The 13,397-nt window shown below is 74.0% G+C and carries 15 protein-coding genes; 9 read left to right on the top strand and 6 right to left on the bottom strand.

What is annotated here, in order from left to right:
• The first annotated feature begins 72 nt into the window (after positions 1-72).
• Genes AC0VX4_RS03520 through AC0VX4_RS03510 form a run of 3 tightly spaced genes read left to right on the top strand, consistent with a single transcriptional unit; the run spans position 73 to position 3,333 of the window.
• Positions 73-1,341 (top strand): magnesium transporter MgtE N-terminal domain-containing protein, encoded by a 1,269-nt coding sequence (locus AC0VX4_RS03520; protein WP_002854731.1) that lies wholly within the window; start codon positions 73-75, stop codon positions 1,339-1,341.
• A 40-nt stretch (positions 1,342-1,381) separates the two neighbouring features.
• Positions 1,382-2,188 (top strand): DUF1003 domain-containing protein, encoded by an 807-nt coding sequence (locus tag AC0VX4_RS03515; RefSeq protein ID WP_002854733.1) that lies wholly within the window; start codon positions 1,382-1,384, stop codon positions 2,186-2,188.
• The gene (locus tag AC0VX4_RS03510; protein WP_002854735.1) at positions 2,185-3,333 is read left to right on the top strand and encodes an Mrp/NBP35 family ATP-binding protein; all 1,149 of its coding nucleotides are present in this window, start codon (positions 2,185-2,187) and stop codon (positions 3,331-3,333) included. The genes AC0VX4_RS03515 and AC0VX4_RS03510 overlap by 4 nt, the downstream gene beginning before the upstream one ends.
• 48 nt (positions 3,334-3,381) lie before the next feature.
• Here AC0VX4_RS03510 and AC0VX4_RS03505 read toward each other — a convergent pair whose 3' ends face one another.
• Together AC0VX4_RS03505 and AC0VX4_RS03500 are read right to left on the bottom strand one after the other, a co-directional pair.
• Complete coding sequence (locus AC0VX4_RS03505; protein WP_002854736.1) at positions 3,382-3,993, bottom strand: twin-arginine translocase TatA/TatE family subunit; 612 nt, start codon at positions 3,991-3,993, stop codon at positions 3,382-3,384.
• Positions 3,994-4,053: 60 nt separating this feature from the next.
• The gene (locus tag AC0VX4_RS03500; protein WP_049158827.1) at positions 4,054-4,926 is read right to left on the bottom strand and encodes an anti-sigma factor family protein; all 873 of its coding nucleotides are present in this window, start codon (positions 4,924-4,926) and stop codon (positions 4,054-4,056) included.
• Between the two features lie 196 nt (positions 4,927-5,122).
• On the opposite strand from AC0VX4_RS03500, the gene AC0VX4_RS03495 reads away from it, so the two are divergent.
• Positions 5,123-5,773 carry an O-methyltransferase gene (locus tag AC0VX4_RS03495; protein ID WP_036316483.1) on the top strand — a complete coding sequence of 217 codons (651 nt, stop codon included), beginning with the start codon at positions 5,123-5,125 and terminating at the stop codon, positions 5,771-5,773.
• Between the two features lie 78 nt (positions 5,774-5,851).
• On the opposite strand, the gene AC0VX4_RS03490 is transcribed toward AC0VX4_RS03495, so the two are convergent.
• The 3 genes from AC0VX4_RS03490 to AC0VX4_RS03480 form a co-directional block, all read right to left on the bottom strand.
• Complete coding sequence (locus AC0VX4_RS03490; RefSeq protein WP_002855133.1) at positions 5,852-6,022, bottom strand: DUF3117 domain-containing protein; 171 nt, start codon at positions 6,020-6,022, stop codon at positions 5,852-5,854.
• A 180-nt stretch (positions 6,023-6,202) separates the two neighbouring features.
• Positions 6,203-6,547 carry a cell division protein DivIVA gene (locus tag AC0VX4_RS03485; protein ID WP_475464595.1) on the bottom strand — a complete coding sequence of 115 codons (345 nt, stop codon included), beginning with the start codon at positions 6,545-6,547 and terminating at the stop codon, positions 6,203-6,205.
• Complete coding sequence (locus AC0VX4_RS03480) at positions 6,544-7,347, bottom strand: LOG family protein (protein WP_475464594.1); 804 nt, start codon at positions 7,345-7,347, stop codon at positions 6,544-6,546. The genes AC0VX4_RS03485 and AC0VX4_RS03480 overlap by 4 nt, the downstream gene beginning before the upstream one ends.
• 178 nt (positions 7,348-7,525) lie before the next feature.
• Here AC0VX4_RS03480 and AC0VX4_RS03475 point away from each other — a divergent pair, with 178 nt between their 5' ends.
• The 4 genes from AC0VX4_RS03475 to AC0VX4_RS03460 all read left to right on the top strand — a co-directional run bounded on the left by AC0VX4_RS03475 (position 7,526) and on the right by AC0VX4_RS03460 (position 10,871).
• Positions 7,526-8,260 (top strand): amino acid ABC transporter ATP-binding protein, encoded by a 735-nt coding sequence (locus AC0VX4_RS03475; RefSeq protein WP_098471790.1) that lies wholly within the window; start codon positions 7,526-7,528, stop codon positions 8,258-8,260.
• A 47-nt stretch (positions 8,261-8,307) separates the two neighbouring features.
• A complete protein-coding gene (locus tag AC0VX4_RS03470) occupies positions 8,308-9,201 on the top strand; it encodes a glutamate ABC transporter substrate-binding protein (RefSeq protein ID WP_475464593.1) in 894 nt (297 codons plus the stop codon).
• Between the two features lie 105 nt (positions 9,202-9,306).
• The gene (locus tag AC0VX4_RS03465; RefSeq protein WP_036339190.1) at positions 9,307-9,987 is read left to right on the top strand and encodes an amino acid ABC transporter permease; all 681 of its coding nucleotides are present in this window, start codon (positions 9,307-9,309) and stop codon (positions 9,985-9,987) included.
• Positions 9,984-10,871, top strand: coding sequence for an amino acid ABC transporter permease (locus tag AC0VX4_RS03460; protein WP_475464592.1), 888 nt, complete (start codon positions 9,984-9,986; stop codon positions 10,869-10,871). The genes AC0VX4_RS03465 and AC0VX4_RS03460 overlap by 4 nt, the downstream gene beginning before the upstream one ends.
• 40 nt (positions 10,872-10,911) lie before the next feature.
• On the opposite strand, the gene dapE is transcribed toward AC0VX4_RS03460, so the two are convergent.
• Positions 10,912-12,048, bottom strand: coding sequence for a succinyl-diaminopimelate desuccinylase (dapE, locus tag AC0VX4_RS03455; protein ID WP_475464591.1), 1,137 nt, complete (start codon positions 12,046-12,048; stop codon positions 10,912-10,914).
• 69 nt (positions 12,049-12,117) lie between these two features.
• On the opposite strand from dapE, the gene dapD reads away from it, so the two are divergent.
• On the top strand, positions 12,118-13,083 hold the full coding sequence (gene dapD / locus AC0VX4_RS03450; protein WP_475464590.1) for a 2,3,4,5-tetrahydropyridine-2,6-dicarboxylate N-succinyltransferase: 966 nt from the start codon (positions 12,118-12,120) through the stop codon (positions 13,081-13,083).
• The last annotated feature ends 314 nt before the right edge of the window (positions 13,084-13,397 follow it).

Raw genomic sequence — 13,397 nt, 5'->3', positions numbered from 1 at the left:
GGCGCCCGGGCGGGCGGGGGTCCGCCGTGCGCGGACACGGAGCCGCTCCCGGGTACGCCGTAGGCTGGGTCGGTGAGCTCCCCCAAGATCTTCGTGGCCCGCCTGCTGGGCCTGGACGTCTTCGACCCCCTCGGCGACCGCCTGGGACGCCTGCGCGACGTCGTCGTGCTGGACCGCGGCCCCGCCGCGGCCCCGTTCGCCACCGGCCTCGTGATCGAGGTCCCCGGCAAGAAGCGCGTCTTCGTCCCGATGACGCGAGTGACGTCCATGGACTCGGGCCAGATCATCACGACCGGGCTGATCAACCTGCGCCGGTTCTCCCGCCGTGGCGCCGAGCAGACGGTGGCCGCCGACCTCTTCGACCGGAAGGTGCGCCTCTCCGACGGGTCGGGCGAGGCCTTCCTGGAGGACATCGGGCTGGAGCAGCAGCGCAACGGCGACTGGCTGGTCTCGGACCTGTACGTGCGCCGCATCGTCGGCCGCGGCCCCTTCGGCCGCGCCCAGCGGGGAGAGCACCTCCTGCTGAACTGGGACGAGGCTCGGTGGACGGCGCAGGCCGACCCGCAGGGGGCCACGAGCTTTCTCGCCGCGCACGAGGACCTCAAGCCCGCAGACCTGGCGGACATGCTCCACGACATGTCGGAGAAGCGCCGCGTCGAGGTCGCCCGCGAGCTGCAGGACGAACGCCTCGCGGACGTGCTCCAGGAGCTGCCCGACGACGACCAGGTGCAGATCCTGTCCCAGCTGGACATCGACCGCGCCGCCGACGTCCTGGAGGAGATGGACCCGGACGACGCGGCGGACCTGCTCCACGAGCTGCCCGACTCCCAGCAGGAGCTGCTGCTCGAACGCATGGAGCCGGAGGACGCCGAGGACGTCCGGCGCCTGCTCGAGTACGAGGAGGGCACGGCAGGCTCGCTCATGACCCCCGTGCCGGTCATCCTCCCCCCGGAGGCGACCGTGGCCGAGGCCATGGCGACCATCCGACAGCAGGAGATCTCCCCCGCGTTGGCCTCGCTCGTGATCGTGGCCCGGCCGCCGCTGGAGACGCCGACGGGCCGGTTCCTCGGCGTCGTCCACTTCCAGCGCCTGCTGCGGTACCCGCCGCCGGAGGCGATCGGCAACATCATGGACAAGGATCTCGAGCCCGTCTCGGACCTCGCCCCCATCGCCCATGTGACCCGCGAGCTCGCGACCTACAACCTCACGTGCATCCCCGTGGTGAACGAGCAGGACCGCGTCGTCGGGGCCGTGAGCGTGGACGACCTGCTCGACCACATCCTGCCCGACGACTGGCGGGCCATGGACCTCGACGACGCCGAGACCCGCCCCGCAACCTGACCCCCGCGGCCCGCCGCCGCACGACACCGGAGGTGTGAGCATGACCCAGACCGCGCGAGACCTGCGCCCGGGCCGCGGCACCGGCCTGGACACCCCGCTGAGCGCCAGCGGGCGCCGCGTGCCCCGGCTGGCCCCGAACCCGGACGCCTTCGGCGAGGCCACCGAGGGCATCGCCCGCTTCATGGGCACCCCGCAGTTCCTCGTCTGGATGACGCTGTTCTGCGCCGCCTGGCTGGGCTGGAACACGTTCGGTCCGATGGAGTGGCGGTTCGACTCCGCCGAGCTCGGCTTCACCGCGCTCACGCTCATGCTCTCCCTCCAGGCCTCCTACGCCGCACCCCTGCTCCTGCTCGCGCAGAACCGCCAGGACGACCGGGACAAGGTCGCGCTGCGCGAGGACCGCGACCGCGCCGAGCGCAACCTCGCCGACACCGAGTTCCTCACCCGCGAGATCGCCGGTCTGCGGCTGGCCGTCCAGGAGGTCGCCACGCGCGACTTCGTGCGCGGCGAGCTGCGCGGCGTCCAGGACGACCTCAAGGACGACCTCCGCGAGGCGCTGCGCGCCGAGCTGCGGGAGGAGATCCGGGAGGAGATCCGCGCCGAGCTGCGCGCCGGCCTCCCGGGCGCCGAGGCCCAGCCCCGCAAGAACAAGAAGACCAAGGGCCGGGGCCGGGACGCGCGTCGCGGTGACGCCGGCGCCGAGCCCACGACCACCACGCTCGCCACCCTCGCGGCGCAGGAGGCCCGGGAGGCCCAGGAGGCCCGCGAGGCCCGCGAGGCCGGGGGGTCCGGCCCGGCGGCCGGTCCCGCCGACGGTGCGGGCCCGGTGGACGGGGGCGGCCGATGAGCGCCCTGGGCCTGCCCGTGCCCGAGGTCCGCACCGACCTCGAGCGCCGGGTGCTGGAACGGCTCGCCACGGTCCAGGACCCCGAGATCCGCCGCCCGATCACCGACCTCGGCATGGTGGAGTCGGTCGTGGAGACCGCCCCGGGCGTCGTCGAGGTCGCGGTGCTGCTCACGATCGCCGCGTGCCCCCTGCGCGGGACGATCCAGACGGACGTGGCCGCCGCCGTCGCCGACGTGCCCGGCTGCGGGTCCGTGGACGTCCGCGTCGGGGTGATGGAGCCCGAGCGCCGCCTGGCGCTGCAGGACGCCCTGCGCGCGACTCGGCCGACGAACCCGTTCGGGAAGGACACGCTCACGCGCGTCCTCGCGGTGGCCTCGGGCAAGGGCGGCGTGGGCAAGTCCTCGGTCACGGCCAACCTCGCGGTCGCGCTCGCCGCGCGCGGGCTCGCCGTCGGCCTGATCGACGCGGACGTGCACGGCTACTCCATCCCCGGGCTCCTGGGCGTGAGCGCCACCCCGACGAAGCTGGACCGGATGATCCTGCCCCCCGTGGTGCGGGACGTGAAGGTCATCTCGATCGGCATGTTCCTCGACGCGGACCGGCCGGTGGCCTGGCGCGGGCCGATGCTGCACCGCGCGCTCGAACAGTTCGTCACGGATGTGCACTGGGGCGACCTGGACGTCCTGCTCGTGGACCTGCCCCCGGGCACCGGTGACATCGCGATCTCGACGGCGCAGCTGCTGCCCGCCTCGGAGCTGCTCGTGGTGACCACGCCGCAGCACGCCGCCGCGCAGGTGGCCGCGCGCGCCGGTCAGCTGGCGGAGCAGACGGGGCAGACCGTGGCCGGCGTCGTGGAGAACATGGGGCCGATGACCCTGCCGGACGGCACCGTCCTGGATGTGTTCGGGACCGGCGGCGGCGCCGAGGTGGCGGAGCGGCTGTCCGGGGTGCTGGACACTCAGGTGCCGCTGCTGGGCACGGTTCCCCTGGACCCGGCGCTGCGCGCGGGCGGCGACGCCGGCGAACCCGTGGTGGTGTCTGCGCCGGAGAGCCCCGCGGGCCGGGCGCTGACGCAGATCGCGCAGCGGGTGGCCGTGCGGCCGCGCGGGCTGGCCGGGCGGCGCCTGCCGGTCACCCCTCGCTGACCTCGGGTGCCGGCGCCCCGGTCGGGGCACCCGACGCGCGCGACGGCGTCAGGTCGCGTCGACGTCGAAGGGGGCGGGCGCCAGCCCGAGCAGCTCGAGCGGGTCCGGTTCGGTCTCGACGGCGGCAGGACGCTCCTCGACGAGGGCATCGGCCCGGCCGGAGGCCATCAGGGCTGCGGCGGCGCCGCCCACGGCGGCCGCCCCCGCGCCGGGTGTGGTCGACCGGGTCTGTGCGGCGGCGGCGCCGGAGTCCGCGGAGGCGGTGCTGCCGGCCCCGGCGGGGCGGCGGAAGAGCGTGCGCGGATCCATGTCCGTCAGGTCCTGGCGGGTGAGGCCGCCGTGCACGTCCTCGGCGCTGATGCCCGTCGCCTGCGCCGCCCGGGACGCGGGCGTGGACGAGCCGCCGGCGGGCTCGCGGAGCGCATCGCGGATGATGCGGCGCGGGTCGTACTGGCGGGGGTCGTACTTGCGCCAGTCCACCTCGTCGAAGTCCGTGCCGGTCTCCTCCTTGAACTGCGCCTTGGCACCCTCGGCCTTGTCGCGCATGACGCGGAGCCAGTCGGTGAAGGCACGCGTGTACTCGGGGAGCTTCTCCGGCCCGAGGATGACGATCGCGAGCACCACCAAGATGATGAACTCGCTGCCGTTGATACCAATCACCCTCCGAACTCTACTAGAGGGGCACCGCCGCCCAGCCCGGAGCCGCGGGGGCGGGGCGGCTCAGCCGCGGAGGCGCGGCACGGCGTCCGCGATGCGTTCGAGGCCTCGCTCCAGGCGCTCCTCGACGGCGTCTCCGCCGCCCAGCTCGAGCACGCGTGCCCGCTCGGAGACCAGCAGGTGGGTGAGGACCGCGTCGGCGCGTTCGTCCGGCAGGGTGGCCTCCACGCGGTAGGCGGCCTGCGGCGTGGTCAGCTCGGCCGTCCAGCCGTCCTGCTCCCCCGCCGGGACGATCCGGTAGACGCCGCCGCCGGCCAGCCGACGCTCCTGCGCTCCCGTGCTCAGGGGCGCGGTCGAGGCACAGCCCTCCGGGGCGGCTCCCACGATCCGGGGTCGGCACTCGCGGACGGTCACGGTCGGCTCGTCCCGACCCCAGCCGACGACGACCTCCACGTCCTCGGCCGTCTGGGCGGTGTCCACGGTGAGCGGCTCCAGGCCGGCCCCCACGAGGGAGGGCACCGTCCAGCCCTGACCCCGCAGCTCCGCGACGGTTCCGCGCCGGTCCGTCGACGCGGTCCCGGCGGCCGGCAGGGCGACGGCGTCCGTCGGGGTCGGGGTCGTGCGCACGGCCGTGGTGCGGGGCGCGCCGGCCACCCAGACCGCGGTGAACAGCCCGCCGAGCAGGACGGCGAAGGTGAGCAGTCCCACCACGAGGCGGCCGGAGACGCCGCGGGCGCGCAGCACCGGGGCGACGACGGCGCCGGCCGGACGCTGGTGCACCGTGCGGGCGGCGTCGAGCACGCGGGCCCGGGCCTGAACCGTGGCGCGGCACTCGGGGCAACGGTCCAGATGGCGGGCGATGCGCGCCCGGGACGCGGCGGGGAGGGCGCCCTCGAGGTAGGCGTCCATGTGGCGCTGGGTGTGTCGACGTCCCATGCGGCCACCTCCTCGGTCCTCGCGTCCTCGGCCCGGCGAACGGCCTCCCGCACGGCGGGAGCCGGTTCGTGCCAGCTCCCATCATCGGCCCGCCTCCTGGGAGAACTCTGGGTCGCGGTCGCGTGCCGGCCCGTACACTGGCCCGCGTCGCCCGTGCCGCGGGCGAGGTCCCGCCGTCGTCGTCCCGGAGTCAGCCATGAGCGCCCTGCAGCCCCAGCCCACCGACAAGCACGCGTCCTGGGCCTGGTCGGAGAGCCGAGCCACCGAGGACGACGTCGTCCTGCGCGCCCGCGAGCGCGCCGCCGAGCTGGACGTGCCGCCGGTAAGCGAGGGGACGGCGGCCCTGTTGACGGTGCTGGCGGCCACGCGTGCCCCCGCGGCGGTCGTGGAGGTGGGCACGGGCGCCGGCGTCTCGGGTCTCGCCCTGATGCGCGGTCTGCCCGAGCGCACGGTCCTCACCACCGTCGACCCGGACGCGGAGGCACAGCGTGCGGCCCGCGAGGCGTTCTCGGAGGCCCGCCTGCCCACGAGCCGCACCCGCATGATCACGGGGCGCTCCCGGCTCGTCCTGCCCCGGCTCACGAGCGGCGCCTATGAAATGGTCCTGGTGGACGGGGACCCGGCCGCGCGTCAGTTCGACGTCGAGCAGGCCGCGCGCATGCTCGCCCCCGGCGGCGTGCTCGTCGTGGTGGACGCCCTCGACGGCGACCGCGTTCCCCGGCCCGCTGTGCGCGACGAGTCCACCGTGTCCGCCCGGGCGGTGGACCGCCTCATCCGGGAGGACGAGCACTGGCTGTCCGCCGTCGTCCCCTCCGGCACGGGCGTGCTGATCGCGGTGCGCCGCTGATCCGCGGCGTCGCCGGGGACGCGGACGCCCCGCGCACCGTGACGGTGCGCGGGGCGTCCGCGTCGAAGGGGTCCGGCCTCAGGCCTGGATGACGCCCTCGAGGCACTCCTTGAGCTCGCGGGCCTCGTCCGCGTTGATCTCCAGCACGAGACGGCCGCCGCCGTCGATCGGCACGCGCATGATCAGGCTGCGCCCCTCCTTGGTCACTTCCATGGGACCGTCCCCGGTGCGGGGCTTCATGGCGGCCATTGCGACTTCCCTTCTGGATGATGTTCCCGTCACGGCGTCCGGCGACCGCGGGAGCGGGCACTGTCCGGACGCCTCCGGCGCCCCCGCACGCCAGCGTGCGCGAGGCCGGTCACATCACCATTATCGCGGATTCCGCGTGCTCGCGCCAAACGATGGCCTGCACCGTGCCCGGCCCGCGACTCAGGTACGCCCCGCCGGATCGCTCCGGGAGGGGTCGGCGGCCTCGAGCTCAGCCACCCGGGCCCGCAGTGCGGTCACCTCGTCCTCGCGCTGTGCCAGAGCGTCCCGCAGCCGCAGCAGGACGGCGTCCACCTGGTCCCGCTGGTAGCCGGGCACCGCGACGGCCAGCCGCAGCAGGCCGACGTCCGCCGCGCGCGGCCACTCCGGCAGCAGCACGGGGTGCCCGGACGTCTGTCCGGCCGGGTCGTCGGCCCGGAGCGTGAGCCGGCCCGCGAGGGCGGCGGCCAGCGCCGCCAGCACGACGACGAGCACGGCCACCAGGACGATCCACTGCGGCCCGCTCACGCGTCGGCCCTCCCCGCCGAGCGGAGCACGCACGCGACGGCCTCCTCCGCCGTGTCCACGAGGTGGAACAGGTCCGGGTCCTCGGGCGAGATCATGCCGCGCTCCACGAGCGTGCCGCGGATCCAGTCCACGAGCGGGCCCCAGAAGCCGCGGTCCACGAGGACCACGGGGAAGCGGGTGACGGTGCCGGTCTGCACGAGGGTGAGGGCCTCGAAGAGCTCGTCCAGGGTGCCGAGGCCGCCGGGCAGCACGACGAAGCCCTGCGCGTACTTGAGGAACATGACCTTGCGGACGAAGAAGTAGCGGAAGTCCACGCCCACGTGCACCCAGGGGTTCAGACCGGTCTCGAACGGCAGCTCGATGCCCAGGCCCACGGACTCTCCACCGGCCTCGTGGGCGCCCCGGTTGGCGGCCGCCATGGCGCCGGGCCCCCCGCCGGTGATGACCGTGTACCCGGCCCGGGCCAAGCGGGTCCCGACCTCGTGGGCCAGGACGTACTCGGCGCTGCCCTCGGGCGTGCGCGCCGAGCCGAACACGGAGACCGCGGGACCCAGCCCCGCCAGGGTGCCGAAGCCCTCGACGAACTCCGCCTGGATGCGCAGGACACGCCAGGCCTCGGACGTCGTCGAGGCGACGTCGGCGGCGGGGCGTGCGGCATCGCCGGGCCGCCGGCCGTCGAGGAGGAGCTGGTCGAACGTGGGGGTGCGCGCCGCCTCCCCGCGCAGGACCTGCCCGCCGCGGCGGACGCGCGGGGGCTTGGCGGCGACGTCGCCGCCCGAGGGGTGCTCATGTGAGGCCATGGCGTCAGCCTAACGAGCCGGCGGGCCGCAAGGGCCGGCGTCGCACGGCGCACCGCGCCGGGTGTGGCGTGCGCTATATTCCACTGGCATGACGCAGATCACGCCTGAGCAGCCCCACGGCGCCCACCTCCCCGACGAGGCCGGCACGCGGCGCCGTCGCGGTGCCGCGGGCGATGACCTGATCGTCCTCGAGGGCGTCAACAAGCACTTCGGCGACTTCCACGCCCTCCGCCAGATCGACCTGCGGATCCCGCGCGGCCAGGTGGCGATCGTCCTCGGCCCGTCGGGCTCCGGCAAGTCGACGCTGTGCCGCACGATCAACCGGCTCGAGACCATCGACGACGACGGCGGCCGCATCCTGATCGACGGGCGGCCGCTCCCCACCGAGGGCAGGCAGCTCGCCCAGCTGCGCGCCGAGATCGGCATGGTCTTCCAGTCGTTCAACCTCTTCGCGCACAAGTCGATCCTGGAGAACGTGACCCTCGGGCCCATCAAGGTGAAGGGCAAGCGCCGAGCGGACGCCGAGCGGCACGCCATGGAGCTGCTCGAGCGCGTGGGCGTGGCCCAGCAGGCCAAGAAGATGCCGGCCCAGCTCTCCGGCGGGCAGCAGCAGCGCGTGGCCATCGCCCGCGCCCTGGCGATGGAGCCGAAGGCCCTGCTCTTCGACGAGCCGACCTCCGCCCTCGATCCCGAGATGGTGCAGGAGGTCCTCGACGTCATGGTCCAGCTCGCCGAGGGCGGCATGACCATGGTCGTGGTCACCCACGAGATGGGCTTCGCCCGCAAGGCCGGGGACCGCGTGGTCTTCATGGCCGACGGCGCCATCCTCGAGGACACCGACCCCGACACCTTCTTCACGAACCCCCGACACGAGCGCGCCCAGGACTTCCTGGGCAAGATCCTCGCGCACTGACCCCGTCCCCCGTCGCACCCCACCGCACCGAACCAGAGGAGAGCACCATGCTCCGCACGAAGCTCCTGACCCTGTCCGCCGTCACCGCCGCGGCCGCCCTGTCCCTCACCGCCTGCGCCCCCTCCTCGTCGCAGGGCGGTGGTGGCGACGCCGCCGGCTCGTCCTCGGCCGGCGAGGCGACGTCGTCCGGCTCCGGCGAGAGCCTGCGCATCGGCATCAAGTTCGACCAGCCGGGCCTGGGCTACCGCGAGGGCTCGGCCCAGCCCACCGGCTTCGACACGGACGTGGCCCGCTACGTGGCGGACAAGCTCGGCGTGGCCGAGAAGGACATCGAGTGGGTCCAGACCCCGTCCGCGAACCGGGAGAACGCCCTGGAGAACGGCGAGGTCGACATGATCTTCGCGACGTACTCCATCACGGACGCCCGCAAGGAGCGCGTCGACTTCGCGGGCCCGTACTTCGTGGCCGGCCAGGACCTGCTGGTCCGCGCGGACGACACCGCGATCACCGGCCCCGAGTCCCTCGACGGGAAGAACCTCTGCTCCGTCACCGGCTCCACCTCGGCCCAGAAGATCAAGGACCAGTTCGCCTCCGGCGTGAACCTGGTGGAGCAGGGCGGCTACGCCGAATGCGTGACCTACCTCGAGTCCGGCCAGGTGGACGCCGTGACCACGGACGACATCATCCTCGCGGGCCTGGCCGCCGCCGACGCCAACAAGGGCAAGTTCAAGGTCGTCGGCAACACCTTCACCACGGAGCGCTACGGCGTCGGCCTGCCGAAGGACTCGGAGCGCTGCGAGGACATCAACGAGGCCATCAAGGAGATGGAGGACTCCGGCGAGTGGAAGAAGGCCCTCGAGTCCAACACCGAGGGCACGGGCTACACCTACGACGAGACGCTGAACTCCGGCGAGGACGCCGAGTTCGAGCCCTGCGCCTGACGGCCTCCTGCGCCGGGCGGGCCGAGGACGTGACCTGAACAGTCACCCTCGGCCCGCCCGGCGGCTCCCCTGCCCGTCAGCCCCGTCCCGACCCTCGGAGAAGACATGGAATCGATCTCCTCGCTCCTCGCGGACTACGGCGCGGACATCCCGCTCGCGTTCTGGACGAACATCAGGCTCGCGTTCCTCGCGACCCTCGGCTCGTTCGCCCTCGGCGTGGTGCTCGCCCTGTTCCGCATCTCGCCCGTCCCCTCGCTGCGCGCCCTCGGCACCGGCTACGTCAACGTGGTCCGCAACACCCCGCTGACGATCATCATGCTGCTCGGCGTGCTCGCCGTCTGGGGGCAGCTGAAGATCAGCTTCTCGTCCGACTTCACGCTGAACTTCTTCATCTACGCCGTGATCGCGCTCTCGCTCTACCACGCGGCGTTCATGTGCGAGGCGATCCGCTCCGGCGTCAACACCGTCCCGCTCGGGCAGGCCGAGGCCGCCCGCTCCATCGGCCTGGGCTTCCTGCCCGCGGCCCGCCACGTGATCCTGCCCCAGGCGCTGCGCGGGGCCATCACCCCGCTCGGCAACACCGTGATCGCGCTGACCAAGAACACCACCGTCGCCGCCGCGGCGTCGGTGGCGGAGGCCTCCGGCCTGATGAAGCGCATGATCGAGTTCAGCCCGGACGTGATGGTGGCGATCTTCCTGACCTTCGCGATCGGCTTCTGCCTGATCGTCATCCCCATCGGCCTGCTGACCACGTGGGCCTCGGAGAAATGGGCGGTGGCCCGATGAGCGCCCAGGCCTCCGTCCTCTTCGACGCCCCGGGCCCGATCGCCCGCCGCCGGATCCTCCTCGCCAACCTCGTCGCCCTCGCCGCGGTCCTGGCCGTGGCGGTCATCGTCCTGATCCAGATGAACGCCACCGGCCAGCTCTCCGGCCGCCGCTGGCTGGCCGCCGTCGACGGCGACGCGTGGCGGAACTACTACCTGCCGGGCCTGCAGTTCACCCTGCAGTCCGCCGGCATCGCCGTGGTCACCTCCGTGGTGTTCGGCCTGGTGTTCGGCTTCCTGCGGCTGGCCCCGTTCGGCCCGGTGCGCTGGCTGGCCGCCGTCGTCGTGGAGTTCTTCCGGGCCGTGCCGGTGCTCGTGATGATGGTGTTCTTCTACCAGCTGTTCGCGCAGGTCGCGCGCACCGGGGCGATCCAGCCCCAGGACGGCCCGTACTACGCGGTGATCGCGGCGCTGACCCTGTACAACGGGTCCGTGATCGCGGAGCTGGTGCGCTCCGGGGTGCGCTCGCTGCCGCGCGGCCAGCGCGAGGCGGCCGCGGCGGTGGGCATGACGAGCACCCAGTCCCTGCGGCTCGTGGAGGTGCCCCAGGCCCTCATCGCCATGCTGCCCTCGCTGCTGAGCCAGTTCGTGGTGATCCTCAAGGACTCGGCGCTGGGCTACCTCATCGGCTTCTTCGAACTCCTGCAGTACGCCCGCCAGCTCGGCTCCGGCAACGGCAACATCCTGCAGTCCCTCGTGGTGGCCGCGGTGATCTTCATCGTGATCAACTTCCTCCTCACCTGGGCGGCCACCCGGCTCTCGAGGCGGCTGTCATCGCGGACGGCCGGCGACGCCAGCACCCCCGCGACCCCGCTCGTCGGGGCGCCCACGGACAAGGCGGCCTGACCGGGCGGCGGTGGCCGACGGGGTCGGCCGACGTCGTGGGTCAGCCGGCCAGCCAGGCCGCGAGCGCCGCGAGGCACGCGTGGACCGCCTCGCGGGACACGTGCTCGTCGTCCGTGTGGGCCAGGAGGGCGTCGCCGGGGCCGAAGTTGACCGCGGGCACGCCCAGCTGGGAGAACCGCGCCACGTCCGTCCACCCGTACTTGGGCTGGGGCTCGCCCCCGACGGCGGCGACGAACGCGGCGGCGGCCGGCCGGTCCAGACCGGGGCGGGCGGCGGGCGAGGCGTCGTCGATCCGCACCTGGGCGTCCCAGTCCACGCCGGCCCCCTCCAGCACCGCGCGCACGTGCGCGTGGGCCTGCTCGAGGGTCTTGTCCGGAGCGAACCGGTAGTTCAGGTCCACGGACGCCTCGTCCGGGATGACGTTGCCCGCGACGCCGCCGGCCACGCGGATCGCGTGCAGCCCCTCGCGGTACTCCAGGCCCTCCACCGTGACCGTGGCCGGTTCGTACGCCGCCAGGGCGGTGAGCACGGGGGCCAGCTTGTGGATCGCGTTGTCACCGCGCCAGGCGCGGCCCGAGTGCGCCGCGACACCGGGAAAGGTGACGCGATACCGGCACGTGCCGTTGCAGCCGCCCTCCACGACGCCGTCGGTCGGCTCGAGCAGCACCGCGAAGTCGCCCTCCAGCAGCTCGGGGGCCTGGCGGGCCACGCGGGCGAGGCCCGAGAGGTCCGAGGAGACCTCTTCGTGGTCGTAGAACACCCACGTGACGTCGTGCACGGGCGTGGGGCCGTCCGCGCGGCCGAAGCGGCCGGCCAGGGCCAGCTGCACGGCGACGCCGGACTTCATGTCCACGGCCCCGCGGCCGTACAGCACGTCCCCGTCCCACGCCGAGGGCACGGTCCCGCGCGAGCCCGGCACGGTGGGCAGGGGCACCGTGTCCAGGTGCCCGGCCAGGATCACGCGGGTCGGCCGCCCCAGAGCGGTGCGGGCGACGACGGCGTCCCCGAACCTCCGCACCTCGAGGCCGCCGAGGGCGAGCAGGGCCTGCTCGACGGCGTCGGCCAGCGGCCCCTCCTCCCCCGAGACGGAGCGCACGTCCAGCAGGGTGGCGGTGAGCGCCGCGACGTCGAGGTCCGGATCGGCGAGGTCGGGCAGGGGCACGGGGGTGAGACTCATGTGTCCAGTCTACGGACGCGCCTCTCGCCGCCCTGCAGCGTGCCCCGGCCGCTCAGTAGGCTGAGGCACATGACCCAGACCGCCGCACAGCAGCCCTCCTCCCGTCTCGTCTCCGGCCACGGCCTGGCCACCACGGCCGCCGACGGCGCCATCCTGGACGTGTGGTTCCCCGCCCCCGTGGCCGGCCCGCTCTCCGCCGCGGACACCTCGCTGCGCGACACCCTGCGCGCCCTCGCCGCGGACGACGCGGACCGCGGGACCACGCAGGCCGTCGTCGAGCTGGAGGTCGACCTGGACGCCGCCCCGGCCTCCACCGCGGACGCGTGGCTGCGCCTGCACGCCCTCTCGCACCGCCTGGCGCGGCCGAACGAGCTCAACCTCGACGGCGTCTTCGGGCTGCTCACCAACGTGGTGTGGACGAACCACGGACCCTGCGCGGTCGCGGACTTCGAGCTGACGCGGGCGAGGCTGCGTGCCCGCGGCGCCGTGCAGGTGTACGGCGTGGACAAGTTCCCGCGCATGACGGACTACGTCGTGCCCTCCGGGGTGCGCATCGGCGACGCGGACCGGGTGCGCCTGGGCGCCCACCTGGCCGAGGGGACGACCGTGATGCACGAGGGCTTCGTGAACTTCAACGCGGGCACCCTGGGGCACTCGATGGTGGAGGGCCGGATCTCGGCCGGCGTCGTGGTGGGCAACGGGTCCGACGTTGGAGGCGGCGCGTCCATCATGGGCACGCTCTCCGGCGGCGGCACCCAGCGGATCGTGATCGGCGAGCACGTGCTGCTCGGTGCGAACTCCGGCGTGGGCATCTCCGTCGGCGACGACTGCGTGGTCGAGGCCGGTCTGTACGTCACCGCGGGCACGCGCGTGAGCGTGCTGCAGGACGGCGAGGCGGCGCGGACCGTGAAGGCCGTGGACCTCTCCGGCGTGCCGAACCTGCTGTTCCGCCGCAACTCCACCACGGGCGGGGTCGAGGCCCTCCCCCGCGCCGGCCGGACCGTCGAACTGAACGCGGCGCTGCACGCGAACTGACCCGGCGCACCCGGCCCGCGCCCCGTCCCTCCCCGCTCCCCGCCGCGTCTTGGGGGCGATTTCCGGTGGTATCCCGCCGGGATAACGCCCACTATCGCCCCCAGAACTCCCCGGCAGCCCGGGGCGGGGCGACGACGACGGCACGCGGCGCGGGCCGTCGGCTCCTGCACAGCAGCGTCCGCCCCGCACGTCGTCCCCCGGCCGCGGCCAGCGCGCCCCGGACCTAGCCCGGCTGGGGCTGCCACCCGACCGCGCCCGCCGGTCGGACCTGGAGCGGGTCGGGCAGTGCATCCACCGGCAGCGGGCGCACCCTG

The sequence above is a fragment of the Micrococcus sp. 63XJN7_8_ISO-PGPR-S23-253 genome (assembly GCF_056173425.1).
Note: the sequence above shows the minus strand (reverse complement) of the source record. Positions and strands in the feature narration are given on the sequence as shown.

Coding starts and splice junctions, on each gene's coding strand:
- AC0VX4_RS03515 (WP_002854733.1), top strand. CDS start 1,382: ATGACCCAGACCGCGCGAGACCTGCGCCCGGGCCGCGGCACCGGCCTG.
- AC0VX4_RS03510 (WP_002854735.1), top strand. CDS start 2,185: ATGAGCGCCCTGGGCCTGCCCGTGCCCGAGGTCCGCACCGACCTCGAG.
- AC0VX4_RS03500 (WP_049158827.1), bottom strand. CDS start 4,926: ATGGGACGTCGACACACCCAGCGCCACATGGACGCCTACCTCGAGGGC.
- AC0VX4_RS03495 (WP_036316483.1), top strand. CDS start 5,123: ATGAGCGCCCTGCAGCCCCAGCCCACCGACAAGCACGCGTCCTGGGCC.
- AC0VX4_RS03490 (WP_002855133.1), bottom strand. CDS start 6,022: ATGGCCGCCATGAAGCCCCGCACCGGGGACGGTCCCATGGAAGTGACC.
- AC0VX4_RS03480 (WP_475464594.1), bottom strand. CDS start 7,347: ATGGCCTCACATGAGCACCCCTCGGGCGGCGACGTCGCCGCCAAGCCC.
- AC0VX4_RS03470 (WP_475464593.1), top strand. CDS start 8,308: ATGCTCCGCACGAAGCTCCTGACCCTGTCCGCCGTCACCGCCGCGGCC.
- AC0VX4_RS03465 (WP_036339190.1), top strand. CDS start 9,307: ATGGAATCGATCTCCTCGCTCCTCGCGGACTACGGCGCGGACATCCCG.
- AC0VX4_RS03460 (WP_475464592.1), top strand. CDS start 9,984: ATGAGCGCCCAGGCCTCCGTCCTCTTCGACGCCCCGGGCCCGATCGCC.
- dapE (WP_475464591.1), bottom strand. CDS start 12,048: ATGAGTCTCACCCCCGTGCCCCTGCCCGACCTCGCCGATCCGGACCTC.
- dapD (WP_475464590.1), top strand. CDS start 12,118: ATGACCCAGACCGCCGCACAGCAGCCCTCCTCCCGTCTCGTCTCCGGC.